Source organism: Superficieibacter sp., assembly GCF_032071645.1.
Classification (GTDB): domain Bacteria; phylum Pseudomonadota; class Gammaproteobacteria; order Enterobacterales; family Enterobacteriaceae; genus Superficieibacter.
The window spans coordinates 350,995-374,768 of sequence record NZ_DAMAPU010000003.1; the positions used below are offsets into that span (position 1 = coordinate 350,995).

Below are 23,774 nucleotides of genomic sequence, written 5' to 3' on the forward strand. Positions count from 1 at the left end.
GGAAGTTTTACGATGAGTCAAACAGTTTGCGACAGCGCTGCGCATCCGGCAGAGAACGCCACGCCTGCATGGATGGCGGTATTTTCCCTCGCCATGGGCGTCTTTGGTTTATTAACGGCGGAGTATCTTCCCGCCAGCCTGCTGACGCCAATGGCGCAGGGGTTAGGCGTTTCTGAAGCGCTGGCGGGGCAGGCCGTCACCGTCACGGCGGGCGTGGCACTGTTTGCCGGGCTGCTGGTGCCGGGACTGACGCGCAGCATCGATCGCCGAACGGTACTGCTGATGTTCTCGACGTTAATGATCGCTTCCAACCTGCTGGTGGCCTTCTCCTCAAGCCTGCTGGTGCTGCTGCTGATGCGCATTCTGCTGGGGATTGCGCTCGGCGGTTTCTGGAGCATGGCGGCGGCGGTAGCGATGCGGCTGGTGCCTTCCGCGCTGCTGCCACGGGCGCTGTCGATTATCTTTAGCGGCGTGGCGGTCGGGACGGTGGTTGCGGTGCCGCTCGGCAGTTACATGGGCGGGCTGTTTGGCTGGCGCAGCGCGTTTATCGCCGCGGCGGCGGTCGGGGCGGTGACGCTGGTGTTCCAGTTTATGACCCTCCCGGCGCTGCCGCCGCATAAACCGTCCCGCCTGCGTACCGTGCTGGAAGTGCTGCTGCGACCGGGAATTGCAATGGGGATGCTGGGCTGCGTGCTGGTACATACCGGACACTTTGCATTATTTACCTATGTCCGGCCTTTTCTGGAAAGCACCAGCGGCGTCAGCGCGCAGGGGCTGGCGCTGATGCTGCTGGGCTTTGGGATCGCTAATTTTGCCGGAACGCTGCTGGCGGGCTGGCTGCTTGAGCGTCTTCCGCGCGGCACGCTGGTACTGATGCCCGCGCTGGTGGGCGCGGCGGCGCTGGCGCTGGTGCTGTTACCCGTCACGCTCACCGGGCAAACGCTGCTGGTGGCGCTGTGGGGACTGGCCTTCGGCGGCATTCCGGTCGCCTGGTCAAACTGGGTGGCACGGTCGGTGCCCGATCAGGCCGAAAGTGCCGGGGGAATGGTGGTCGCTTCCGTCCAGTCGGCAATTGCCATGGGCGCGGCAGGCGGCGGGGCGATGTTCTCGCTCAGCGGCATCCACGGCGTATTTATTGCCGCGGGTGTGCTGATGCTGCTCGCCGCGCTGCTGATAGCGCGACGGGTTAACGTCGCGCCGTCGGTTAATTAGTCCTGCTGCTCGCTGCCGAGCACCTCGCGGATACGTCTGGCGATATGCGCGACGTGGGTTTCCAGCGCGAAGTGCCCGCTGTCGAGCAGCTCAACCACCGCGCGGGGGTTGTCACGCTGCCAGGCGTGCGCGCCAGGCGGAATAAAAAACGGATCGTGCTCGCCCCAGATCACCAGCGTCGGCAACTGCGCCTGGCGGAAAAAGGCCTGGAAATCGGGGTAGCGCGTCAGGTTATTGGCGTAATCAAGAAACAGATCGAGCTGGATGTCCTTGTTTCCCGTTTGCTCAATCATTTTTGTGGCGAGGAACCAGGTTTCCGGCGCGATAAGCTCCGGCTCCTGCACGCCGTGAACGTATTGCCAGCGGATGCCGTCGAGATTCATCACCGCATCGCTCACCGTCTGACGATTTGCCGCCGACGGCTCCTGCCAGTAGGCGCGCACCGGGTCCCACGCCTCGCCCAGTCCTTCCAGATACGCATTGCCGTTCTGTGACACGATCCCCGTCACCCGCTCCGGGTGATTCAGCGCCAGCCGCAGCCCGGCGGGTGCGCCATAATCGAACACGTACAGAGCGTACTGCTCCAGCGCCAGCGCATCCACAAAGGCGGTCAGGGTCTGGCCCAGCGCATCGAAGGTATAGTGATAATCACGCGCTGACGGCACTTCGGTAAAACCAAAGCCCGGTAAATCCGGGGCGACGAGATGAAATTTATCCGCCAGCAGCGGGATTAATTCGCGGAACTGATGCGAGGACGCGCCGAATCCATGCAGCAACAGCAGGGTGGGATGGGCAGGCTCTCCGGCCTCACGATAAAACACGCGCACGCCGTCGGCCTCAGCAAAACGGTAATGGACAGGGTAGTGAGTATTCATAGTCATAGCACGGCTCCGGGTTGTAACTGTTAAAATTTCTTTTCGGGGTTACTGGCTTTCAGTATGCGGCAAAGTTGTAACCTGTCAAATGTTTTTTAAGGGTTACAAGATGACGGGGAGAGTGTACACTGCGGCAAATGCTTATTGCGGAGATATCCCATGACTTCTGAATCGCAGACTGCGTCTGCCGCGCTGTTTCTCGGCGATCACGGCGCGCTGGATTTTCTTAACACGGTGGCGCAGGAAAACGGCCAGCCGCGTGATTACTGGCAGTCGGATGACGACGTTCTGGCCTGGCTGCGCCATACCGGGCTGATGACCGATGCCGACGCGACGAGGGCTGCACCCGGCGAACTGCTGAATGAGGCGCGACAGCTGCGCGAAATCATCCGGGCGCTGGTCGCGCAGAAAAAAGCGGGCCAGCCGGTGGACGCGGAAAAACTCAACCGTTTTCTGGCGTCCGCCGTCAGCTATCCGCAGCTTATCCGCGATGAAGGCGGAAAACTGCACGTCACGCGGATCTTCGCCAGCCCGGCACCGACCCGGCTGCTGGCACCGGTCGCTGAACTGGCAGCGTCGCTGCTGGCGCAGGAAGACTTTGCGCTGGTAAGAAAGTGCGAGCACCCGGAATGCACGCTGTGGTTTTACGATCGCACCAAATCGCATCGCCGACGCTGGTGCAGCATGGCGCTGTGCGGCAACCGGGCGAAAGTGGCGCGTTTCCGCCAGCAGCAGAAATAGTCCGTCGCCTGCCCGCCGGAGCGTTTCGGCAATAACTGCTAAAGTTAACGGATGTCGATCGTCAACGGAGAAGACCGATGTCCGCACGCCAGCCCGTTTTACCCCTGACCCAGCATTTCGCCGCCCATGACTGGGTGCCTAATCATCCCCGGTTGCCGGTATTGATTTACAAACAGTTTTTTACTGACGGCGACATTGCCAGCCGCTTTGAACAGCGCTTCGCCGACAACGGCTGGCCGCCGCAGTGGCGCGACGGCATTTTTGACTATCATCACTACCACTCCAACGCCCACGAAGTGCTGGGCATAGCGGCGGGATCGGCGCGTCTGCTGCTCGGCGGGCCAGGCGGGAAAGAGTTTGAGGTGAAAACGGGCGACGCGCTTTTGCTCCCCGCTGGCACCGGCCATCGACGGCTGACCGCCTCGGAGGATTTTCTGGTCGTCGGCGCGTATCCAGAAGGGCAACTGGATTACGATTTGTGCAGAGACGCCGCCAGCCCGCAGCGACTGGCACGCATTGCCGCGCTGCCTTTCCCGGAGCGCGACCCGCTCAATGGACTAACGCCGCCGCTCGGTGAGTATTGGGAAGGCGAAAGAGATGCCCGGCGAAAGTGAGGGGGCAAACGCGCACCACACGCTCCCGCCAGGCTCACCCCTCTGACTGACTAATAATCGCCAGTCGCGCACGGTAACCATTACGAATATGCTGGCAGGCCGCTGCGCTGGCGGCCTCCGCGTCGCGCAGGGCGAGGGCGGCGACAATCGCCTGGTGCTCGCATTTGGCCTCTTCCGCGCGGTCGGTCAGGGCGTAAGTGGTGCCGCGCAGCAGGGAGAGGTGGATGCGCAAGTTATCAAGCATTTCATTCAGATACGGGTTATGGGTCGAGCGGTAGATCTGACGATGAAACAGCCGGTTATGATCGTGCAGCGCTTTGCTGTCGGTGAGCGTTTTTTCGCTATCCACCATTCTTTGCAGCAGGGCAATTTCCTCGTCGGAGGCCGCCGATACCGCCAGTTGAATGGCCATCTTTTCCAGCCCTTCGCGCACGGCAAACAGCTGGCGTAGCCGCTCGTAGCTGATGCTGGCAACAATCAGACCGCGCTGCGGACCCGGCTCGGCAAGACCGAGCGTTTCGAGACGGTGCAGGGCTTCGCGGATCGGCGTGCGGCTCAGACCAAACTGTTCCGCCAGCCGGGTTTCCTGAAGACGTTCTCCTGGCAGGAGATCGCCCCGCTCAATGGCAGCGATCAGTATCTCAAAAGGTGACATTGTCACATCATGATGGGCAGCTTTTAAGTTCATAATTTTTCGGGGTATTTATCCATTTTACGCGGCCGCGATGAGCCGATTACAGGCCACTGAGAGTAGCGTCATATTGCCACAGTAAATGCGGATTTATCGCTCATTTTGTTCTTAGTATATCTAAAAATCGTCTTTTGAGCTTTATCCTGACGCTGGTATGTTGACGATATGTTTCATTGTATACAAATGAATTCAATAAATCATCGTATTGTTTTATAAGCATTATTTTGTTTGTCAGCACCAGGGAAACACTAATGACCATAACAGACACGGCACAACTGACCCCGACCAGAGGCGCGCAACTTAGCCATTTTATCCATCACGCACACGAGCAGGCGATCCCGGCGTCGGTATTGCACGAAGCGAAACGCGCGCTGATTGACTATTTAGGCGTGGCGCTGGGCGCGGTAAATGATGATGCAGTGCGCGCGGTGCGCCAGGTGGCGAAAAGCTGGAATGCCCAGGGCGCAGCGCGAATTTTTTTCGGCAGTACCACCACACCCGCGCTGGCGGCGCTGGTCAATGCGACGATGGCGCACGCGGCGGATTACGATGATACCCACCCGGCGGGAGCCGGACATCCGGGCGGACCCTGCTGGTCCACCGCGCTGGCGATGGCGCAGGCGCATCCGGTGAGTGAGGAGCGGGTATTACGCGCGTTTATCGCGGGCTTTGAGGTGATGGCGAAGCTCGGCGGTGGCTGGGTGCCGGGCGTCGGGCGCAATTTGCAGCGCCGGGGATTTCATCCCACCGCGATTGTCGGACGCGCCGGGGCGACAGCGGTCGCGGCCTCGGTGCTGGGGCTTAACGAAGAGCAGATCCGCAACGCCCTCGGCGCGGCGGCCACCATGATGGGCGGGCTGCAAAAATCGTCCGGTACGCACGGCAAACCTTTTCATGCCGGTAAAGCCGCGATGGACGGTATCCTCGCCGCACAGCTGGCGGCGGAAGGTTTCGTCGGCGCACAGCATTTTTACGAAGCCGATGGCTGGGTGAAAAACTTTATCCAGGACGGCAGCGCGGAGATCCCGCCGCTCGATTTCGGCGAAAGCTGGGAACTGCTGACCAACGGCTACAAACTTTACGCCAGTTGCCGGGGCACGCACGCCTCGATTGAAACGGCCCGGCAGATCTATCCGCAGCTTCACGGCCGCGCCATTACCCGCATTGCGGCGAAAGTGCATCCGATGGGGATGGTGAACGCCGGTATTCTGAATCCGCAAACGCCGCTGGAAAGTAAATTCAGCATTCCGCACTGCATCGCGCTGGCCCTGTGCGGCTACAACCTGACCGACACCGATTTTACGCCGCAGACCGTCGCCGATCCGCGTGCGCGTGCGCTGCTGCCGCTGATGCAGGTGGAGGCGGTGGACGGTCAGTCCGCCAGCTCGGCGTTTATCGACGTCTGGCTGGAGGATGGCGAAACGATTCATGCCAGCACCGACGTTTATCGCGGCCACGCGCAGAATCCGCTGACCGATGACGAACTGCGCGCCAAATTCGACGCTCTGACGATCCCGCTGCTCGGCAATCAGCGCAGCGAGGCGCTGTATCAGGCGGCGGCACATTTTGAACGTCCCGGCTCGCTGGCGCAGATTGCTGCGCTGCTGGCGGGAGAATACTGATTTTTTCAAGGAAAGTGGTTCATGACTATTGCCCGACAATTCGCCGCCAGCCTGCTGGCATTTTCCCGCCAGCGTTTTTCCGCGGCGGCGCAGGAACAGGCGCGTACCGCCATTATTGATACTCTCGGCGTCACCCTGGCAGGCGGCGTGCAGGACGGTGCGACTAAACTGCGGCGGGTCATCACGCCCGGAGCGGCAGCGGGAAAAAGCCGGGTCTTCGGCACCGGTTTGCGGCTGAACGCGCTGGATGCGGCGCTGCTCAACGGCACCTCCGCGCATCTGCTGGATTTTGATGATTCCAACTCCTGGCTGCACGGACATATTTCCGTCGCTGTCCTGCCTGCGCTGCTGGCGCTGGCGGACGAGCATGAGCTTAACGGCGAAGCGGTGCTGCGCGCCTATCTGGCGGGCTATGAAACCGCCGTGCGGATGGGCAAAGCGGTGAGTCCGTTCCAGTACCGTCACGGCTGGCACCCGACCACCAGCGTCGGCATTTTTGCCGGTGTTGCGGCCTGCGCGGTGCTGCTGGATCTGAATGAGGCACAGACGGCGACGGCGTTGTCCATTTGCGCATCGCTGGCGTCGGGGATCAAATCCAACTTTGGCAGTCAGACCAAAGCGCTGGTCGTCGGGCAGGCGGCGCGCAGCGCCGTGCTGGCGGTCAGGCTGGCGCAGGAAGGCTTCAGCGCCGGGCAAACGGCGTTTGAGCATCACCACGGCTATTTCAACGTTTTCAACGGCAGCGACAATGCCGATTCGACGCCGCTGACCGAACCCTGGACGGCAACGCCGCATATTCTTGATACTGCGAAGCCTAACAACTTCAAATATTTCTCCTGCTGCTACGCGATCTTATCGCCGCTGGACGGGGTGCTGGCGCTGCGCGAGCAGACCGGATTACGCCCGCAGGAGGTGGAACACATTGACGTACAGGTGCATCCGATCCGCTTCCCGCACATCAATATTCCGCAGCCGGAAAACCCGCTGGCGGGCAAATTCAGCCTGCATTATTGCGTGGCGCGGGCGTTTGTTGGCGGAACGCTGACGCTGGATGATTTTATTGATACCGCGCGGTTTGCCGACCCGGCGACGCAGCGGCTGATGCACAACGTTACCCTCAGCTGTCACGACGAGGCGACGACGCACAGCGCTTACGTCACGCTGACCGCCACCGATGGTCGCCAGTTTCACCAGTTTGTCGCGGGGGCGCGCGGCTCCAGCGTGGATAACTCGCTGCCGGAAGGGCTGCTGGCGGAAAAATTCGTCGACTGCGCCAGCCGGGCGCTGTCGCGCGACGAGGCGCAGGCGCTGTATCAACGCCTGCTGGCGGATGATTACCTGCAATGACCTTCTCGCTGATCCCCGCAGAAATTACCCCGCTGTTTGCTGGCGTGATGGTGTTTTGCAGTTTTCTGACCTCAGCACTGACGGCGGCGATGGGGCTGGGCGGGGGGACTGCGCTGCTGGCGGTGATGGCCGCCGGTATGCCGGTCAGCAGCCTGATGCCGGTACACGGCATGGTGCAGCTTGGCTCCAACCTCAGCCGCACGCTGATCCAGCGGATGCACGTCGTCTGGCCGCTGGTGCTGTGGTTTTTGCTCGGCAGCGCGGTGGGCATTGCGCTGGGTGCACCGGTTGCCGCAGCGATCCCGGATAGCGTGGCGCGCATCGCGCTGGGACTGTTTATTCTCTGGTCGGTGTTGCGCCGACGCGCCGAGGCGAAACCGCTGAACCGGGCGCTGTTTGTCATTGGCGGCGGGCTAAGCAGTATCGGCACGATGATCGTCGGAGCCACCGGGCCGATGGTCGCCGGGCTTATCAGTTCTCAGGGGCTGAAGAAGCAGCCGCTGATTGCCACGCACGCCACCTGCATGGTGTTACAGCACGGGCTGAAGATCCTCGCCTTTGGGCTGATGGGATTTGCCTGGGCCGCGTGGCTGCCGGTACTAGTGGCGATGATCGCCAGCGGCGCGCTGGGGACCTGGCTGGGAACGCGGATGCTCGACAATCTGCCGGAGCGGATTTTTCGCGTGGCGTTCCGCCTGACCATGCTGCTACTGAGCGGGCAACTGCTGTGGCAGGGCATTCAGGGCTGGCTGCGTTAGCACATTTTCGCATTTGCTCTGACAGATCCGTTGGTTGCCAGACGGGCGCGAATACGCCGAGCATAAGCAGGCACGGGCAACACAAAGTTAAACAATTACAACATATTAGTTTTTTATAAAGGAACGATGATGCTGAAAAGAACCTCATTTTATGCGTCGGCCCTGCTGCTGACGCTGGCGGGCCTGGCGCTTCCGGCACTCGCCGATAACGCTCCGGCGGCAAGCGGCGATACGCTGAAGAAAATTAAAGCGCGTGGCGAACTGGTCTGCGGCGTCCATCCTGCCCGCCACGGGTTTGCTTCCATTGACAGCAAAGGCAACTGGGAAGGGCTGGACGTTGATTTTTGCCGGGCGCTGGCGGCGGCGGTATTAGGCGATGCGAAAAAAGTCCGCTTTACGCCGCTGTCCACCGCCCAGCGCTTCCCGGCGATCCAGTCCGGTGAAGTGGACGTACTGTCGCGCAATATCACCGCCTCGCTGACCCGCGATGTCTCGCTGGGACTGAACTTCGCGCCGCCAAACTTTTATACCGGCACCGGCTTTATGGTGCGCGCTAACAGCGGCGTGAAAAAAATTGAAGATCTGGACGGGGCCACGGTGTGCATCACGCCGGGCAGCAGCACCGAGCAGAACGTGGCGCAGATTTTCGCTTCCCGCCATCTGCATTACACCCCGGTAGTGATTGAGAATAACAAAGAGTATGTCGCGGCCTATCTCGCCGGACGCTGCGACGCCATCGCCCGCGACAAAGTGGCGCTGCCGGGAGTGAAAAACTTCGATGCTGAAAACCCGGACGAGCATCAGATCCTGCCGGGGATTTACTCGAAAGAGCCGCTGGCCATGGCGGTGCGGAAAGGCGATGACCAGTGGTTTGATATCGTGAAATGGGTGGTGTACGCCACTTTCAACGCCGAAGAGCTGAAGGTGAACCAGGCCAACGTTGAAGAACAGTTAAAATCTGCCGACCCGGACGTGCAGGGGCTGCTGGGGGTAACCGGCGACTTTGGCAACAAGCTGGGGCTGGATAATAAATGGGTCTTCAACCTGGTGAAGCAGGTGGGCAACTATGGTGACATTTATAACCGTCACTTCGGGCCAAAAAGCGCCGAGCCGCTGGATCGCGATCTGAATAATTTGTGGACCGACGGCGGTCTGCTGTACGGCTTGCCCATTCGTTAACCGACGTGTCCCTCCGCGCGAGGGACTTTTTAGACTCTGGCCGTTGCATAAGCAGATATGATGAAACAAACCGAACGCTCCGCCGCCATGCCGTTGCCCGCCGCAGGCAACGCGCCTGCGCTGTTGGGGAGCAAAACTACCCGCGCCTGGTGCTACCAGATTTTGCTGGCGCTGCTGCTCGCGCTTTTTGCCTGGTGGCTGTACAGCAACGTGGTGGACAATATGCGCAATCAGCGCATTACGACCGGCTTTGCTTTTCTTGCACAAAGCGCGCAGTTCGCCATTGGCGAGACGCTGATCGACTATACCCCGCGTGACAGCTACGCCCGCGCCATTCTGGTCGGGCTGCTCAATACCCTGTACGTCACGGTGTGCGGCATTGTGCTGGCGACGGTGCTGGGGGTTCTGGTCGGCCTCGGTCGGGTGTCGAAAAACTGGCTGCTGGTGAAGCTGGCGGAAGTGTATGTCGAACTGCTGCGCAACGTGCCGGTGATTTTGCAGGTGATTTTCTGGTCAGTGGTGATCCGCAATCTGCCGTCGCCGCGCGCGGCCATTGAGCTGGCGGACATCGGCTTTTTAACGAATCGCGGCCTGACGCTGACTGTGTTACAGGCCCACGATGGCTGGCTGTGGACCGGCGCGGCGCTGCTGGTGGCGCTGGTGCTAAGCATCGCGCTGTCGGCGCTCGCCCGGCACCAACGCGAACAGCGCGGGCGGATCTGGCCGGTTGCCCGCCTGCGGCTGGCGCTGATTATCGGCCTGCCGCTGCTGGTGTGGCTGATCTGCGGCGCGCCGCATGAACTGAATCGCCCGACGCTGCGCGGGTTTAACTTCCGTGGCGGTTTTACCGTCAGCCCGGAATTCACCGCCCTGCTGCTGGGGATTGCGCTTTACTCTTCCGCGTTTATCGCCGAAATCGTCCGCGCCGGGATCCAGTCGGTGCCGAAAGGTCAGCTTGAGGCCGCGCGCTCGCTGTCACTCTCTCCCTGGCACGTGGTGCGCCATGTGGTGATCCCGCAGGCGATGCGCGTGATGGTGCCGTCGCTTGCCAGCCAGTATGTCAGCCTCGCCAAAAACAGCTCTATTGCCGTGGTGGTGGGCTACCCGGAACTGGCAAATATCAGCAATACCCTGATGAACCAGACCGGGCAGGCGCTGGAGGCGATCGCCATCATGATGGTGGTGTACCTGCTGATCAGCGGAACCACTTCGCTGCTGATGAACCTGTTTAACCGCTACGTCGCCATTCACGAGCGCTAAGGATTGACCATGCCTTATTCTGCCCTTCTCTGGCTGCGCCGGAACTTATTCAGCAGCGTGGCGCAATCACTGCTGACGGTGGCGCTGATCCTGCTGATCGCCTTTGTCGGGGCCAGGCTGCTGCGCTGGGGTGTCACCGATGCTGTCTTCGTCGGCGATGCCACACAATGCCGCGCGGCGGCGGGCGCCTGCTGGGCGGTGATCGGCGAAAAGTATCGCCCGATCCTGTTCGGCCTGTACCCTTACGCGGAGCAGTGGCGGCCCGCGCTGTGCCTGCTGATCTGGTTTGCGGTGGTGGTGCTGTCGCTGTCCCCGGTGTGCTGGCACTCGCGCCTGCTGTGGCCGCTGTGGGGCGCGGCGCTGGTGTCGATGTCCGTGCTGATGAGCGGCGGCGTGTTCGGCCTGCCGCCGGTATCGTCCGCCGACTGGGGCGGCCTGCCGCTCACGCTGCTGCTGTTTTCCGGCACCGTGATCATCGGAATGCCCGCGTCGGTGGCGCTGGCGCTGGGACGCCGTTCGCCGCTGCCGTTTTTACGCGGTCTGTCGGTGATTTTTATCGAAGGGCTGCGCGGCGTGCCGCTGATCACCATTCTGTTTGTGGCGGTCAACGTCTTCCCGCTGTTTTTGCCGACCGATATGGAGGTCAACAAGCTGCTGCGTATCGTGGTCGGTATCGCGCTGTTTTTCGCCTGCTATCAGGCGGAGGTGATCCGGGGCGGGCTACAGTCGGTGCCGCGCGGGCAGTATGAAGCGGCGGCGGTGCTGAATCTCGGCTACTGGCACACCACCACCAAAATCATCCTGCCGCAGGCGCTGCGCATCTGTCTCCCGGCGGTGACTAACCATATTATCGCCGCCATGAAAAATACCTCGTTTGTGATCATCATCGGTCTGTTTGACGTGCTGACCGCCACCAGCGCGGTGATGCAGGACCCGCAGTGGCGTCGGTATTACATCGAAACCTACGTATTTATTTCCGCTATTTATATTTTGTTCGGCTTCATGCTTTCCCGCTACGCCATCTGGGTAGAAAAACGCATTGATGCCAGCCGTAACGTACAAGGGAACGCCTGATGTCTCAGTCTCCGATTATCGAAATTAACGCCGTCAGCAAATGGTACGGAAAATTCCAGGTGCTGGATGAGGTGTCGCTGAACGTGGCGAAAGGGGAGCGGGTGGTGATTTGCGGCCCGTCCGGCTCCGGCAAATCGACGCTGATCCGCTGTATTAACCGGCTCGAAGAGCACCAGAAAGGGCAGATTTGGGTCAACGGCATTGAGATGAACGACAACGTGCGCAATATCAACCGCATTCGTCTGAACATCGGCATGTTGTTCCAGCAGTTTAATTTGTTCCCGCATCTGAGCGTGCTGGATAACCTGACCCTCGGCCCGACGCTGGTGCGCAAAATGAGCCAGAAGCAGGCGACGGAACTGGCGATGCACTATCTGGAGAAGGTGCATATCGGTAATCAGGCGCATAAGTTCCCGCTACAGCTTTCCGGCGGTCAGCAGCAGCGCGTCGCGATTGCCCGCGCCCTGTGTATGCAGCCGGAAATCATGCTGTTTGATGAACCGACGTCGGCGCTGGACCCGGAGATGATCAAGGAGGTGCTCGACGTGATGCTGGATCTGGCGGAGGGCGGAATGACGATGATTGTGGTGACGCATGAGATGGGCTTTGCCCGCACGGTGGCGGATAAGGTCGTGCTGATGGTCGACGGGCGGATTGTCGAATCCGCGCCGCCGGAACGTTTTTTCAGCCAGCCGGAGCATCCGCGCACCCGGCAGTTCCTGGAACAAATTTTAAGCCACTAGCGGCTATTCAGGAATGTTCTCCTCGCTCTGCTGCGAAGGCCATTTCCAGCCCTGCACTTCAGGCAGATCTTCGCCGTACTCCCGCACATACTGATGGTGGGCGGCGATTTTCTGCTGCAACGTTTCCAGAATATCGTCGGCTTTGCCCTGAAGTTCAGGCACCCGCAAAATGGCCTCTTGCGCCAGATGGAAGCGGTCCAGTTCATTCATCACCGTCATGTCAAACGGCGTGGTGGTGGTGCCTTCCTCCATAAATCCGCGCACGTGGAAATTCCGATGGTTGTTACGCGGATAGGTCAGACGATGGATCAGGCTGGGGTAGCCGTGGAAGGCAAAAATCACCGGTTTGTCGGGCGTAAAAAGAGCGTCGAACGCCTCATCGCTTAGCCCGTGCGGATGTTGATCTTTCGGCTGGAGCGCCATCAGATCCACCACGTTCACCACCTGTACCCGCAGATCGGGCAGATATTCACGCAGCAGATCCACCGCCGCCAGCGCTTCCATCGTTGGCACGTCTCCGGCACAGGCCATCACCACATCGGGCGATTCGCCTTCCGCCACGTTACCCGCCCAGCGCCAGATCCCCATTCCGGCGGCGCAGTGCGCTGCCGCTTCATCCGGCGTCAGCCACTGCGGTGCGGGCTGTTTTCCGGCGACGATCACGTTGATGCGATCCCAGGTGCGCAGGCAGTGATCGGCCACCCACAGCAGGGTATTGGCATCCGGCGGCAGGTAGATGCGCACGATATCGGCCTTTTTATTGGCGACGTGATCGATAAATCCCGGATCCTGATGGCTGTAGCCATTGTGATCCTGTCGCCAGACGTGCGAGGAAAGCAGGTAGTTCAGCGAGGCCACCGGGGCGCGCCACGGCAGGGTGCGGGAAACCTTCAGCCACTTCGCGTGCTGGTTAAACATCGAATCAATAATATGAATAAAGGCTTCATAGCAGTTAAACAACCCGTGTCGCCCGGTCAGCAGATAGCCCTCCAGCCAGCCCTGGCACTGGTGTTCGCTGAGAATTTCCATCACCCGACCGTCGGGGGACAGTTGTTCGTCATAAGGTTTAATCGGCTCCTGCCAGGTGCGGTTAGTCACCTTAAACACGTTGCCGAGGCGGTTGGATTCCGTTTCATCCGGTCCAAACAGGCGGAAGTTATCCGGGTTGCGCTGAATAATGCCCGCCAGCCAGGTGCCCAGCGCTTTGGTGGATTCGGCCTGCGTTTCGCCGGGGGCGCTGACCGCTACGGCGGACTCGCGGATGTCCGGCAGATCCAGCGCCTGGCGCAGCCTGCCGCCGTTGGCCCACGGCGACGATCCCATGCGTTTGTCGCCCTCCGGGGCCAGCGCGCGCAGCTCCGGCTTCAGCCGCCCCGCGTCATCAAACAGATCGTCGGGCTGGTAGCTGCGCATCCAGGTTTCAAGAATATGCCGGTGATCGTCGTTTTCCCGGCAGGCCGAGACCGGCACCTGATGCGCGCGCCAGAAATCTTCCACTTTTTTGCCGTCTACCGTTTGCGGCCCGGTCCAGCCTTTCGGGCTGCGCAGAATGATCATCGGCCAGCGCGGCAGGGCGTCCGGCTGCTGTCCGCTGCGCGCCTGCTGCTGATAGCGCCGGATGGTGTCCAGCGCCCTCGCCAGCGTTTGCGCCATCTGGCGGTGCATTTTTTCCGGCTCGTGACCGCTGACCAGCAGCGGCTCATAGCCCAGCCCGCTGAAATACTGGCGCAGATTGTCATCGCTTTCACGCCCGAGGATCGTCGGGTTGGCGATTTTATAACCGTTCAGATGGAGGATCGGCAGCACCATCCCGTCGCGTTGGGGATTGAGGAATTTAATGCCGTGCCAGCTGGAGGCCAGCGGACCGGTTTCCGCTTCGCCATCGCCGATCACACAGGCGGCGATTAACGAAGGATTATCGAATACCGCGCCGAAGGCATGCGACAGCGAATAGCCCAGCTCACCGCCTTCGTTAATGGAGCCGGGCGTTTCCGGCGCGGCGTGGCTGGGAATACCGCCGGGAAAGGAGAACTGGCGGAACAGTTTTTTCATCCCGTCGGCGTCCGCTGAGATTTGCGGATAGACCTCGCTGTAACTGCCTTCAAGCCAGGTATTCGCCACCATTCCCGGCCCGCCGTGGCCCGGCCCGCAGATGTAAATCATGTCGAGGTCACGCTGGCGAATGGCCCGGTTGAGGTGGGCATAGATAAAATTTAACCCCGGCGTGGTGCCCCAGTGTCCCAGCAGGCGCGGCTTGATGTGTTCAGGCTTCAGCGGCTCGCGCAGCAGCGGGTTATCCATCAGGTAGATTTGCCCTACGGACAGATAGTTTGCGGCACGCCAGTAGCGGTCAAGAAGGTGGAGATCGCTATCGGTAAAGGGGGTTTCCTGGGTCATGCGGTGTTCCTCAGGGTTGATGATCGAAAGTATGCCTGCGGGCAGTCAGCAGGTCGGAAAGCGTGTCGATGTCCTGCACGATCCCGCCATCGTCAAGCGCTAGATCCCGCACCCCGCCGCTGGCTCTGGCGGTGCGGACAATCGCGGCGGCACCGACGTCACCGGAAAGGGCGCACAGGGCGTCGCGGTGCTCGTGGCGAAAGGCCACCGGATGGCCGTATTGCTGGCGGTAGCGGGGCACCACGACGCTGCTGCTGAGCAGGGCGCGTGCCACGGCGTGCAGGGTGGCGGGGCGGATAAAGGGTAAATCGCCGGGCAGGATTAGCCAGCCGTCCGCATCCGGCAGGGCGCGGACGCCTGCGGCAATGGAATCGCCCATGCCCGGCGTGCCGCCGTCGGGGCGGACCAGATGCCCACCCAGGCCGCTGGCGCTGACGGCATCCAGAACGTGTTGCAGCACGGTTTTGCCGTTCAGCAGGGCGTCCAGCTTATGCGTTGTTCCGCCGGAAGCCAGAAAGCGCTCGCCCCGTCCGGCGGCAAGAATAATCACTACCGGCATTAACCCGACTCCTGACGGCGGGCGGCGATGTCCGCCAGCACGGATAATGCCAGCGTGCTGGCGTCGCGCGCTTTCGGGAAAATCCCTACCGGGGCGTTGATGCGGGCAATCTCCGCCGACGAGTAGCCGAGGCGGGTGAGGGTGGCGACGCGCTGCTGATGAGTGCGATAACTCCCGAGCGCCCCGATATAAAACGGCGCGGCGTTCAGTGCCGCCTGGAGCAGCGGCAGCTCCTGATGAAGATCGTGATAGAGCAGCACCACGGCGGTATCCGGGTCGATAAGCGCCGTCGTGGCGCTCAGCCTGCTGGCGTCGCAAATATGCACGTCATAGCCTGCGGCTTCGGCAATTCTGGCGGTGGTGTCAGCAGCGCCGGAGCGACCGAACAAAACGATCCTCGGCTGAGGACGATAGAGAATGCAGAAACCCTGTGCGTGGCAGTCAGTTGCGGCAGGCGGCGCGACCTGCGCCAGCGTGCCGTCCGGGGAATAGCGTAACCCGGCCCGCTGACGCTGCGCCACTGCCGCCAGCACCGCCGTCAGCGGATCGGCCCCGCGCAGCAGGTGCAGGACGAGGGTAATACTGCCGCCGCAGGGCAGGACGATATCCAGCCACGGCGACCCTTTGCCGTAGATAATCTCCCGGTCCTGACCCTCGCGGATCGCCGCCAGCGCTTCATGCGCGGCGGCAGCCTCCACGCAGCCGCCCGAGACCACGCCGCAATAGAGGCCGTCTTCGCGCACCGCCATCTGCGCGCCGACCGGACGCGCCGAGCCGCCACGAATGGCGGTCAGCGTCACCAGTACCGTCGCATAGCCCGCGTTCAGCGCCTCAGTGGCGAAGCGCAGCACCTCCAGCGGATCGTCCGTCTGCCGGGCAGCCTGCGGGGTGATGGTCTGTAGAACCTGTTGCAGCACGATGTCTTATCCTTATCAGGCCAGCGCGGGCAGTTTTGCCAGCAGCTTATCGAGAGTGATCGGATAGTCGCGCACCCGCACGCCGGTGGCGTTATAGATGGCATTGGCAATCGCCGCGCCCACGCCGCACAGACCCAGCTCGCCGACGCCTTTTGCCTTCATCGGCGAGGAGATCGGATCGACTTCATCAAGGAAAATGACCTCCTGCTCGCCGATATCGGCGTGAACGGGCACCTCGTAGGTCGCCATATCGTGATTGACGAAATAGCCCCGGCGGGTATCGACAATCAGCTCCTCCATTAGCGCCGCGCCCACGCCCATCGTCATGGCACCGATCACCTGGCTGCGGGCGGTTTTCGGGTTAAGGATGCGTCCCGCCGCGCACACCGCCAGCATCCGGCGGATGCGCACTTCGCCGGTGGCGATATCCACGCCGACTTCAACAAAATGCCCGGCGAAGGTCGATTGCTGGTATTTTTTATCCAGATCGCCAAATTCGATGGCGTCTTCCGCCGTCAGCCTGCCACCGCGTGCCGCTTCGGTGAGCGCGACGCGTTGCCCGCCCGCCTGAACGTAACCGTCGGCAAAGTCGGCTTCGTCAGCATCGAGTCCCAGCGCCTGCGCCACCTGCTCGCGCAGCTTAACGCAGGCCGCGTAGACCCCGGCGGTGGAAGTATTGGCACCCCACTGGCCGCCGGATCCTGCCGAGACCGGGAAGTCGGAGTCGCCGAGTTTGACCTCGACCTGCTCCAGCGGAAGGCCGAGCATTTCGGCAGCGGTCTGGCCGATGATGGTGTAGCTGCCGGTGCCGATGTCGGTCATATCGGTTTCCACAATCAGCCGCCCGTCGGGTTCCAGATGAACGCGGGCGGCGGATTTATCCACCAGGTTATTACGAATGGCCGCGGCGACGCCCATCCCGACCAGCCAGCGCCCGTCGCGCACCTGACCCGGCGTGGACTGCCGCTGCTGCCAGCCAAAGCGCGCTGCGCCTTCGCGCAGACAGGTGGCGAGCTGACGCTGGGAGAAAAAACGCTCCGGCTGGGTCGGATCGACCTGGGTGTCGTTGAGGATGCGAAAATCCACCGGATCGATACCCACTTTTTCCGCCATTTCATCCACGGCAATTTCCAGCGCCAGCAGGCCAGCGGCTTCGCCCGGTGCGCGCATCGCGTTGCCTTCCGGCAAATCCAGTTCAGCGAGCCGCAGGCCGGTCAGACGGTGCGCCCCGGCATACAATAAATTGGTCTGCTGCACCGCCGTTTCCGGCGTTCCGCCGGGCAGATTGCCGGACCAGCTAATGTGCGAGATGGCGTTGATATGCCCCTGCGCATCGCTGCCGATACGGATCTGCTGGATAGTGGCGGGGCGATGGGTGGTGTTATTGGGAATGAACGGGCGCGGCAGCATCACTTTGACCGGACGTTTTGCCGCCCGCGCGCCCAGCGCCGCCAGCAGGGCATCGCTGCGCAAAAACAGCTTGCTGCCAAAGCCCCCGCCGATAAACGGCGACCAGATGCGCACGTTTTCTGGCGCGATCTTCAGCGTCGCCGCCAGCTCTTTGTGGCACCAGGCGATCATCTGGTTTGAGGTCCACAGCGTGACCTTATCACCGTCCCAGGCCGCCATTGAGGCGTGCGGCTCCATCGCGGCGTGCGACTGGTCCGGGGTGGTGTAGGTCTGGTCGAGCTGGATCGCCGAGGCGGCGAACGCCTCCGGGAAGTTGCCGGTAACGTTATCCGGCGTATCTTCCGGCGGTTCCGTCACGCCCGGTTTGGCCTCTGCCAGACTGAATTCGCCTTCCTGCGGCTGATAGCGGACCTTCACCAGACCCGCCGCCGCGCGCGCCTGTTCAAACGTCTCCGCCACCACCAGCGCAATGGCCTGGTGATAATGCTCGATGTCCGGGCCGCCGAGCAGGGCGGCGGTGTTCATTTCGCCCTTGCCGAGCGGTCCGGCATTTTCGGCGGTCACGATAGCCAGCACGCCCGGCGCACGGCTTGCGGCGTCGGTATCAATGGCGGCAATTTTACCTTTGGCAATGGCGGAGCCGACGACGTGCCCGTAAGCGACATTGTCAACTTCATCATGCCATTCATAAGCGTAGCGGGCGCTGCCGGAGGTTTTCAGCGGGCCGTCGATCCGGTCGCGGGGCTGACCGACCACTTTCAGGCGGTCAACGGGATTATCGGTTGCGGGTTTATCAAATTTCATGTGCTTATGCCCTCGCTTGTGCCAGCACCGAGGCGAGCGTGCGCTCCGCCAGCAGCAGCTTAAACTGATTTTCAGAGGTCGGGTGGGCGTCAGCAAACAGACGCTGGCAGGCCGCTTTCGCGCCGTTGGCTAATTCGGCATCGGCATCGTCGCTGCGCCAGGGTCTGGGCGCCACGCCGCCTAAGGCCACGCGGCCGCTGCCGTCCGGCTGCATAATCACCGCCACCGAAACCAGCGCAAACGCATAGGATGCGCGGTCGCGGACCTTCTGATAAAACTGCCTGCCGCCGACCGGGGCGGGCAACGTCACTGACGCAATCAGCTCACCGGGGCGCAGCACGGTTTCAATATGCGGCGTATCGCCCGGCGCGCGGTAAAATTCCGCAATCGGGATGCTGCGCTCGCTGCCGTCGGGCAGAACCGTATCAATGACGGCATCAAGGATGCGCATCGCGACCGCCATATCGCTGGGATGGGTCGCAATACAGGCTTTACTGGCACCGACTACCGCAAGCTGGCGGCTGGCTCCGTCCAGCGCCGCGCAGCCGCTGCCGGGCTGACGTTTATTGCAGGGCTGGTGAGTATCATAAAAATAGGGGCAGCGGGTGCGCTGGAGTAAATTGCCCGCCGTGGTCGCCTGATTACGTAGTTGGCCCGACGCGCCCGCCAGCAGCGCCCGCGACAGCACTCCATAGTCCCGACGTACCCGCAGGTCGGCCGCCAGATCGGTATTGCGCACCAGCGCGCCGATGCGCAGACCGCCTTCCGGCGTCTCTTCAATGCGGTCCAGCGGCAGGCCGTTAACGTCGATCAAATGACGCGGGGTTTCAATTTCCAGCTTCATCAGGTCGAGCAGGTTTGTGCCACCGGCAATAAACCGCGCGTCCGGGTGTTTTGCCGCGCTGGCGGCGGCTTCCGCCACGGTCGTGGCCCGCTCGTAGTGAAATGTTTTCATTTTTTTGCCTCCCCCGCGACGTCGGTGATGGCGGCAAGAATATTGCTGTACGCCCCGCAGCGGCAGATATTGCCGCTCATCCGCTCGCGTACTTCGTCGGCGCTGAAGCCAACGGGTGAGAGCAGATCGTCGGTGACGTGGCTTGGAATGCCCGCTTCAATTTCCTTCAGCATGGCAACGGAGGAGCAGATTTGCCCCGGCGTGCAGTAGCCACACTGGAAGCCGTCGTGCTTCACAAATGCCGCCTGCATCGGATGCAGATCCTCCGCGCTGCCCAGACCTTCAATGGTGGTAATGTCGGCGTTCTGATGCATCACGGCGAGCGTCAGGCAGGCGTTAATGCGCCGCCCGTTCACCAGCGTGGTGCAGGCACCGCACTGGCCGTGATCGCAGCCTTTTTTACTGCCGGTCAGATGCAGGTGCTCGCGCAGGGCGTCAAGCAGGGTGGTACGAGTGTCAATGTCCAGCTCGTGCTGTTCGCCGTTGACGGTAAAGCGCAGATGCGCGATTTCAGGCGAATCAGTATCGACAAGAGCACGGCTCTCGATGGGTGAGGATAGATTGCTCATTGGATTCTCCAGTATGTGAATCGCGAAAATAAAAAAATGACATGCGCAGTGCGCTGTTTTTATGGATACCCATAAGCGTAGTCGGCTTTGCCGGACGCGGGTTTTTGGCGGGATACAGATGTTGCTGAAAATTCGCTGCTGGCGATACGCGGAAGGTCATTACGGTCTATACCTTTATTGACATAAATTTACAAAGGGGAAGGCCGTGTCATTATTTACATCGCGCATCTGGAGCCTTATCACCGGTTGGCTGGTGGTGCTGATCGGGCTGGGGTATTTGACGTTAGGCGGATGGCTGGCCTGGCTGGGCGGGACGCCGTGGTATTTGCTGTTTGGGGCGGGCTTTTTTATCAGCGGCGTACTGCTGACGCGTCGTCGCGCGGCGGGCGTCTGGTTGTACCTGTTCACTTTTTTGATCTGTGTGGGCTGGGCGCTGTGGGAAGTGGGGCTGGATGGCTGGCAACTGATGCCGCGCCTGTTTGTTCCGGCAGTGACAGGGGTGTGGATCAGTCTGCCGTGGGTGCAGCGTCCGCTGCTGCCGGTCACCCGTCGGCGCGGGCAGTTCGCCGGGGTGATTTATCTCGCCGCCATCGTCGGGATTTTCTGGGCGGGCTGGCACGTGACCGATACCCGCTTCGTCCACCCGCAGCCGTTCCCGTCCGCGCGCAGCACCGTTGCAGCGGACACTGACAGCGACTGGAAATACTACGGGCGCACCGCCGCCGGGCAGCGTTTTTCGCCTCTCACCCAGATCACTCCGGCTAACGTGGCGACGCTGCAACCCGCGTGGCAGTTTAATTCGGGCGATGTGATGCAAAAGGGTGAAGACAAGAACGGGCGCGAGTTTAACCTTGAGGTGACGCCGATTAAGGTCGGTAACGCGCTTTATCTCTGTACGCCGCACCGTCAGGTGATCGCGCTGAACGCCACCACCGGCAAGCCGCTGTGGAAATTCGATCCGCGCAATGACACCGCTGCCAATCAGTATCTCGCCTGTCGCGGGGTGGCGTGGAGCGAGGACGCCAGCGACGCCGTTTGTCCGCAGAAAATCATTTCCACGACGGCCGATGCCCGGCTGGTGGCGCTTAACGCGATGACCGGTAAACCCTGTGAGGATTTTGGCGAGAAGGGATTTGTCAGCCTGACCGACCATCTGGGCGACGTGCCGCCCGGTTTTCATTTCATTACTTCCCAGCCGATGGTGATGGACGGCAGGATCGTCCTCGGTGGCTGGATTTATGATAATCAGGCGACCGGCGAGCCTTCCGGGGTGGTGCGCGCATATGACGCCCGTAGCGGCCAACTGGCGTGGGCGTGGGATATGGGACGCACTCCGGCGAACGCGCCGCTGCAACCCGGCGAGCAGTATACGCGCGGGACGCCGAACGGCTGGGGAACCTATACCGCCGACCCGGCGCTGGGGCTGATTTATATTCCTCTGGGCAATGCCACTCCCGATTATTACGGTGCACAGAGGCGACCGTTTGACGATCGCTACTCCAGCTCGCTGGTGGCACTGGATATTCGTACCGGGGCGGAGCGCTGGCATTTTCAGACCGTGCATCATGACGTCTGGGATTATGACGTTCCGATTGGCCCGACGCTGGTCGATCTGCCGACGGCAGAGGGCGGCACGCTGCCTGCGCTGGTGCAGACCACCAAAATGGGCCAGCTTTTTATGCTCGACCGTCGCAACGGCAAACCGCTGGCGCAGGTTAATGAGAAGCCAGTGCCTGTAGATCCGCACCTGCCGGGAGAGCGGCTTTCCGCCACCCAGCCTGACTCGGTGGGAATGCCGAATCTGGCCCCTGCCGCGCTTCGCGAAACCGATATGTGGGGCGCGACGCCGTTCGATCAGCTGTGGTGTCGTATTCAGTTTAAGCGCTACCGCTATCAGGGTATTTTCACTCCACCCGCCGAGGGAACCTCGATCGCTTATCCGGCGTTTGACGGGGTGATTGACTGGTACGGGGCGTCGGTTGACCCGAACCGCCATGTGCTGATCGCCAACACCAGCTACATCCCGTTCACCATGCAGATGATGAAAAGCGAAGAGGCGATCCGTCAGGGTATGATGAAAAAATGGGCGGGCTGGGGCAACGGACAGCCCCCGAAACCGAAAGAGTTTGCCGTCGGACCCGAATACGGCACCCCGTGGGCGGCTATTGTAAAACCGTGGCTCGGTGCGCTGGATGCGCCCTGTAACTCGCCGCCGTGGGGCAAAATTTACGCTATCGACCTGGTGAGTAAAAAAATCGTCTGGGAACGTCCGGCAGGCACCACCCGCGACATGAACATTTTCGGCACCCACGTGAATGCGCCGCTGCCGACCGGGATTTTTATGATGGGCGGGAATGTCATCACCGGCAGCGGGCTGATTTTCACCGGTGCGACCGCGGATGATTATCTGCGGGCATTTGATGAGGCCAGCGGCAAAGAACTCTGGCGCGCGCGTCTGCCCGCGGGGGGGCAGGCGACGCCGATGACTTATCAGGGTGAGGACGGTAAGCAGTATGTGGTGATTGCGGCAGGCGGTCATGGCGGGCTGGGAACCCGTTCAGGCGATGCGCTGATGGCCTATGCGCTGCCGTAACTAAACGAGCGGGCGCGTCGCTGGCGGCGCGCCCCTTTTTTAATGCTGCTGCTTTTTACTGCGCAGCGTCAGCAAAGGCGTCACGGTAATACCGTGTACCAGCACGCTGATGGTCACCAGCGTAATGGCGATATCCGTCACCAGATTCGCTTCCGCGCCGCTAAATCCGTTAACCCACGCATAAGCAATGTAGTTCAGGCTACCGATCCCGCGTATTCCCAGCCAGCCGAGGCTAAGCCGGTGAAACCACGAACGCTGGCATCGCCAGGTCACGACGATCACCGCCAGCGGGCGGATGATAAAAAACAGCAGGAACGCCAGTGGCAGGGCGGCAAAACTCCAGTGTTGTGACAGCGTCACGCCAAGTACGATAATCAGCACCGCCGCGAACAGCCGCTCTACCGTATCGCCAAACGACAGCGCATCGCCAATAATCAGCCCTACTGATTTAATCGGGTTGCTTTCACTTAGCGCGTGGCGGGTATGCGGATTGACCTGCATTTCTGCCGGTAAATCATCCTCCGCCGCCTCCCGCTGATCCGGGTGGTGTTTCTGCACGCTTTTTTCCGCGCTGCGCAGGCCGACGCCCGCCGCAAACGCCGCCAGAAAGCCGGAAGCATCCAGCGCCTGAGCGAGGGCGAAACTTAAGCATATCAGCGCCAGCGCCACAAAATCGCTGGGAGCCACTTCCCCCTGCGCATGGCGGGAGCGGGTGGCAATCAGGCCAATCAGCCGCCCCAGTATAAAACCAATCAGCAGGCCGCCGACCAGCGCCCACAGCAAATCAACGCTGAACCATTTGACCATTTCCTCCACGCTTAGCGCGGAACCCGCTTTGTGCCACAGCAGCGCCAGCATCAAAAACGGCAGCGCGGTGCCATCGTTCAGCCCGGCCTCGCTGGAGAGCGCGACCCGCAGCCGATCGCCGTCCTGAGCATCGTTAATCGCCACCAGGCTTGCCAGCACCGGATCGGTCGGGGCGAGGATCGCCGCCAGCGCCAGTGACAGCGGCCAGGAAAGATCGATAAAGTAATGCGCAGCCAGCATGATCCCCGCAATGGTCAGCAGCATCGCGGGCAGCGCCAGCATGATCCCGGTGCGCCAGTAAGAAAACGCCAGCGGTAAGCGGATTTTCAGCCCGGTGATAAACAGCGAAGCCGCCATCGCAATTTCCGTGATGTGGCTGGTTAATGGGGCGTGGTCAATAACGTCAAGGTGCAGAATGCCCAGCCCCCACGGGCCGCAGCCAATTCCCACCAGCAGGTATAGCCCAAATACCGGCACGGCGACGCGACTTATCCAGCCATAGGATAAGGACATAAGCAGTAATAAAACGCCGGTGGCGGTGGTCCACGCCAGATAACCCATAGATGCCTCTTAGTAAACGTAACCAATAGGGTATAGTTGTTAACTATGTGTTATTCCAGAAGGTGGGGGTACGGAAGGGTAATAAG

Annotated in this window: 20 protein-coding genes; 11 read left to right on the forward strand and 9 right to left on the reverse strand. The window is 61.3% G+C overall.

Annotation, left to right across the window (positions count from 1 at the left end; genetic code table 11):
* The first annotated feature begins 12 nt into the window (after window positions 1-12).
* The gene (locus RT197_RS08435) at window positions 13-1,212 is read left to right on the forward strand and encodes an MFS transporter (protein ID WP_312949182.1); all 1,200 of its coding nucleotides are present in this window, start codon (window positions 13-15) and stop codon (window positions 1,210-1,212) included.
* Here the strand turns inward: RT197_RS08435 and RT197_RS08440 are convergent.
* Window positions 1,209-2,093, reverse strand: coding sequence for an alpha/beta hydrolase (locus RT197_RS08440; protein WP_312949184.1), 885 nt, complete (start codon window positions 2,091-2,093; stop codon window positions 1,209-1,211). The genes RT197_RS08435 and RT197_RS08440 overlap by 4 nt on opposite strands.
* Before the next feature lie 153 nt (window positions 2,094-2,246).
* Here RT197_RS08440 and RT197_RS08445 point away from each other — a divergent pair, with 153 nt between their 5' ends.
* Window positions 2,247-2,828, forward strand: a complete 582-nt coding sequence (locus tag RT197_RS08445; RefSeq protein WP_312949186.1) for a CGNR zinc finger domain-containing protein — start codon at window positions 2,247-2,249, stop codon at window positions 2,826-2,828.
* Window positions 2,829-2,905: 77 nt separating this feature from the next.
* Window positions 2,906-3,442, forward strand: a complete 537-nt coding sequence (locus tag RT197_RS08450) for a cupin (protein WP_312949188.1) — start codon at window positions 2,906-2,908, stop codon at window positions 3,440-3,442.
* A 34-nt stretch (window positions 3,443-3,476) separates the two neighbouring features.
* On the opposite strand, the gene RT197_RS08455 is transcribed toward RT197_RS08450, so the two are convergent.
* Window positions 3,477-4,097: a GntR family transcriptional regulator gene (locus RT197_RS08455; RefSeq protein ID WP_312949190.1), complete on the reverse strand. Its 621-nt coding sequence runs from the start codon at window positions 4,095-4,097 to the stop codon at window positions 3,477-3,479.
* A gap of 287 nt (window positions 4,098-4,384) precedes the next feature.
* Between RT197_RS08455 and RT197_RS08460 the strand changes: the two genes are divergently transcribed.
* The 7 genes from RT197_RS08460 to RT197_RS08490 all read left to right on the forward strand — a co-directional run bounded on the left by RT197_RS08460 (window position 4,385) and on the right by RT197_RS08490 (window position 12,116).
* Window positions 4,385-5,755 (forward strand): MmgE/PrpD family protein, encoded by a 1,371-nt coding sequence (locus RT197_RS08460; RefSeq protein ID WP_312949192.1) that lies wholly within the window; start codon window positions 4,385-4,387, stop codon window positions 5,753-5,755.
* A gap of 21 nt (window positions 5,756-5,776) precedes the next feature.
* Complete coding sequence (locus RT197_RS08465; protein ID WP_312949193.1) at window positions 5,777-7,102, forward strand: MmgE/PrpD family protein; 1,326 nt, start codon at window positions 5,777-5,779, stop codon at window positions 7,100-7,102.
* Window positions 7,099-7,860 (forward strand): sulfite exporter TauE/SafE family protein, encoded by a 762-nt coding sequence (locus RT197_RS08470; protein WP_312949195.1) that lies wholly within the window; start codon window positions 7,099-7,101, stop codon window positions 7,858-7,860. The genes RT197_RS08465 and RT197_RS08470 overlap by 4 nt, the downstream gene beginning before the upstream one ends.
* 129 nt (window positions 7,861-7,989) lie before the next feature.
* The gene (locus RT197_RS08475; RefSeq protein ID WP_312949196.1) at window positions 7,990-9,039 is read left to right on the forward strand and encodes an amino acid ABC transporter substrate-binding protein; all 1,050 of its coding nucleotides are present in this window, start codon (window positions 7,990-7,992) and stop codon (window positions 9,037-9,039) included.
* Between the two features lie 87 nt (window positions 9,040-9,126).
* Window positions 9,127-10,299 carry an ABC transporter permease subunit gene (locus tag RT197_RS08480; RefSeq protein WP_312949479.1) on the forward strand — a complete coding sequence of 391 codons (1,173 nt, stop codon included), beginning with the start codon at window positions 9,127-9,129 and terminating at the stop codon, window positions 10,297-10,299.
* A gap of 9 nt (window positions 10,300-10,308) precedes the next feature.
* Window positions 10,309-11,373 carry an amino acid ABC transporter permease gene (locus tag RT197_RS08485; RefSeq protein ID WP_312949198.1) on the forward strand — a complete coding sequence of 355 codons (1,065 nt, stop codon included), beginning with the start codon at window positions 10,309-10,311 and terminating at the stop codon, window positions 11,371-11,373.
* Complete coding sequence (locus RT197_RS08490; RefSeq protein ID WP_312949200.1) at window positions 11,373-12,116, forward strand: amino acid ABC transporter ATP-binding protein; 744 nt, start codon at window positions 11,373-11,375, stop codon at window positions 12,114-12,116. Before RT197_RS08485 ends, RT197_RS08490 begins: the two co-directional genes overlap by 1 nt.
* A gap of 3 nt (window positions 12,117-12,119) precedes the next feature.
* Here RT197_RS08490 and RT197_RS08495 read toward each other — a convergent pair whose 3' ends face one another.
* Genes RT197_RS08495 through paoA form a run of 6 tightly spaced genes read right to left on the reverse strand, consistent with a single transcriptional unit; the run spans window position 12,120 to window position 19,727 of the window.
* Window positions 12,120-14,513, reverse strand: a complete 2,394-nt coding sequence (locus tag RT197_RS08495; RefSeq protein WP_312949202.1) for a phosphoketolase family protein — start codon at window positions 14,511-14,513, stop codon at window positions 12,120-12,122.
* Window positions 14,514-14,523: 10 nt separating this feature from the next.
* Window positions 14,524-15,072 carry a nucleotidyltransferase family protein gene (locus tag RT197_RS08500; RefSeq protein ID WP_312949204.1) on the reverse strand — a complete coding sequence of 183 codons (549 nt, stop codon included), beginning with the start codon at window positions 15,070-15,072 and terminating at the stop codon, window positions 14,524-14,526.
* Window positions 15,072-15,989: an XdhC family protein gene (locus tag RT197_RS08505; protein ID WP_312949206.1), complete on the reverse strand. Its 918-nt coding sequence runs from the start codon at window positions 15,987-15,989 to the stop codon at window positions 15,072-15,074. Before RT197_RS08505 ends, RT197_RS08500 begins: the two co-directional genes overlap by 1 nt.
* 15 nt (window positions 15,990-16,004) lie before the next feature.
* Complete coding sequence (gene paoC / locus RT197_RS08510; protein ID WP_312949208.1) at window positions 16,005-18,203, reverse strand: aldehyde oxidoreductase molybdenum-binding subunit PaoC; 2,199 nt, start codon at window positions 18,201-18,203, stop codon at window positions 16,005-16,007.
* Between the two features lie 4 nt (window positions 18,204-18,207).
* Window positions 18,208-19,158: a xanthine dehydrogenase family protein subunit M gene (locus tag RT197_RS08515; RefSeq protein ID WP_312949210.1), complete on the reverse strand. Its 951-nt coding sequence runs from the start codon at window positions 19,156-19,158 to the stop codon at window positions 18,208-18,210.
* The gene (paoA, locus tag RT197_RS08520; protein ID WP_312949213.1) at window positions 19,155-19,727 is read right to left on the reverse strand and encodes an aldehyde dehydrogenase iron-sulfur subunit PaoA; all 573 of its coding nucleotides are present in this window, start codon (window positions 19,725-19,727) and stop codon (window positions 19,155-19,157) included. Before paoA ends, RT197_RS08515 begins: the two co-directional genes overlap by 4 nt.
* A 205-nt stretch (window positions 19,728-19,932) precedes the next feature.
* On the opposite strand from paoA, the gene RT197_RS08525 reads away from it, so the two are divergent.
* Window positions 19,933-22,320, forward strand: coding sequence for a membrane-bound PQQ-dependent dehydrogenase, glucose/quinate/shikimate family (locus tag RT197_RS08525; RefSeq protein WP_312949216.1), 2,388 nt, complete (start codon window positions 19,933-19,935; stop codon window positions 22,318-22,320).
* 39 nt (window positions 22,321-22,359) lie between these two features.
* Here the strand turns inward: RT197_RS08525 and RT197_RS08530 are convergent, their stop codons facing one another.
* On the reverse strand, window positions 22,360-23,688 hold the full coding sequence (locus RT197_RS08530) for a cation:proton antiporter (RefSeq protein ID WP_312949218.1): 1,329 nt from the start codon (window positions 23,686-23,688) through the stop codon (window positions 22,360-22,362).
* Between the last annotated feature and the right edge of the window lie 86 nt (window positions 23,689-23,774).

Excerpts from the sequence above, each read along its gene's own strand:
- RT197_RS08435 (WP_312949182.1), top strand. The coding sequence starts at position 13 with ATGAGTCAAACAGTTTGCGACAGCGCTGCGCATCCGGCAGAGAACGCC.
- RT197_RS08440 (WP_312949184.1), bottom strand. The coding sequence starts at position 2,093 with ATGACTATGAATACTCACTACCCTGTCCATTACCGTTTTGCTGAGGCC.
- RT197_RS08445 (WP_312949186.1), top strand. The coding sequence starts at position 2,247 with ATGACTTCTGAATCGCAGACTGCGTCTGCCGCGCTGTTTCTCGGCGAT.
- RT197_RS08450 (WP_312949188.1), top strand. The coding sequence starts at position 2,906 with ATGTCCGCACGCCAGCCCGTTTTACCCCTGACCCAGCATTTCGCCGCC.
- RT197_RS08455 (WP_312949190.1), bottom strand. The coding sequence starts at position 4,097 with ATGTCACCTTTTGAGATACTGATCGCTGCCATTGAGCGGGGCGATCTC.
- RT197_RS08460 (WP_312949192.1), top strand. The coding sequence starts at position 4,385 with ATGACCATAACAGACACGGCACAACTGACCCCGACCAGAGGCGCGCAA.
- RT197_RS08465 (WP_312949193.1), top strand. The coding sequence starts at position 5,777 with ATGACTATTGCCCGACAATTCGCCGCCAGCCTGCTGGCATTTTCCCGC.
- RT197_RS08470 (WP_312949195.1), top strand. The coding sequence starts at position 7,099 with ATGACCTTCTCGCTGATCCCCGCAGAAATTACCCCGCTGTTTGCTGGC.
- RT197_RS08475 (WP_312949196.1), top strand. The coding sequence starts at position 7,990 with ATGCTGAAAAGAACCTCATTTTATGCGTCGGCCCTGCTGCTGACGCTG.
- RT197_RS08480 (WP_312949479.1), top strand. The coding sequence starts at position 9,127 with ATGCCGTTGCCCGCCGCAGGCAACGCGCCTGCGCTGTTGGGGAGCAAA.
- RT197_RS08485 (WP_312949198.1), top strand. The coding sequence starts at position 10,309 with ATGCCTTATTCTGCCCTTCTCTGGCTGCGCCGGAACTTATTCAGCAGC.
- RT197_RS08490 (WP_312949200.1), top strand. The coding sequence starts at position 11,373 with ATGTCTCAGTCTCCGATTATCGAAATTAACGCCGTCAGCAAATGGTAC.
- RT197_RS08495 (WP_312949202.1), bottom strand. The coding sequence starts at position 14,513 with ATGACCCAGGAAACCCCCTTTACCGATAGCGATCTCCACCTTCTTGAC.
- RT197_RS08500 (WP_312949204.1), bottom strand. The coding sequence starts at position 15,072 with ATGCCGGTAGTGATTATTCTTGCCGCCGGACGGGGCGAGCGCTTTCTG.
- paoC (WP_312949208.1), bottom strand. The coding sequence starts at position 18,203 with ATGAAATTTGATAAACCCGCAACCGATAATCCCGTTGACCGCCTGAAA.
- RT197_RS08515 (WP_312949210.1), bottom strand. The coding sequence starts at position 19,158 with ATGAAAACATTTCACTACGAGCGGGCCACGACCGTGGCGGAAGCCGCC.
- paoA (WP_312949213.1), bottom strand. The coding sequence starts at position 19,727 with ATGAGCAATCTATCCTCACCCATCGAGAGCCGTGCTCTTGTCGATACT.
- RT197_RS08530 (WP_312949218.1), bottom strand. The coding sequence starts at position 23,688 with ATGGGTTATCTGGCGTGGACCACCGCCACCGGCGTTTTATTACTGCTT.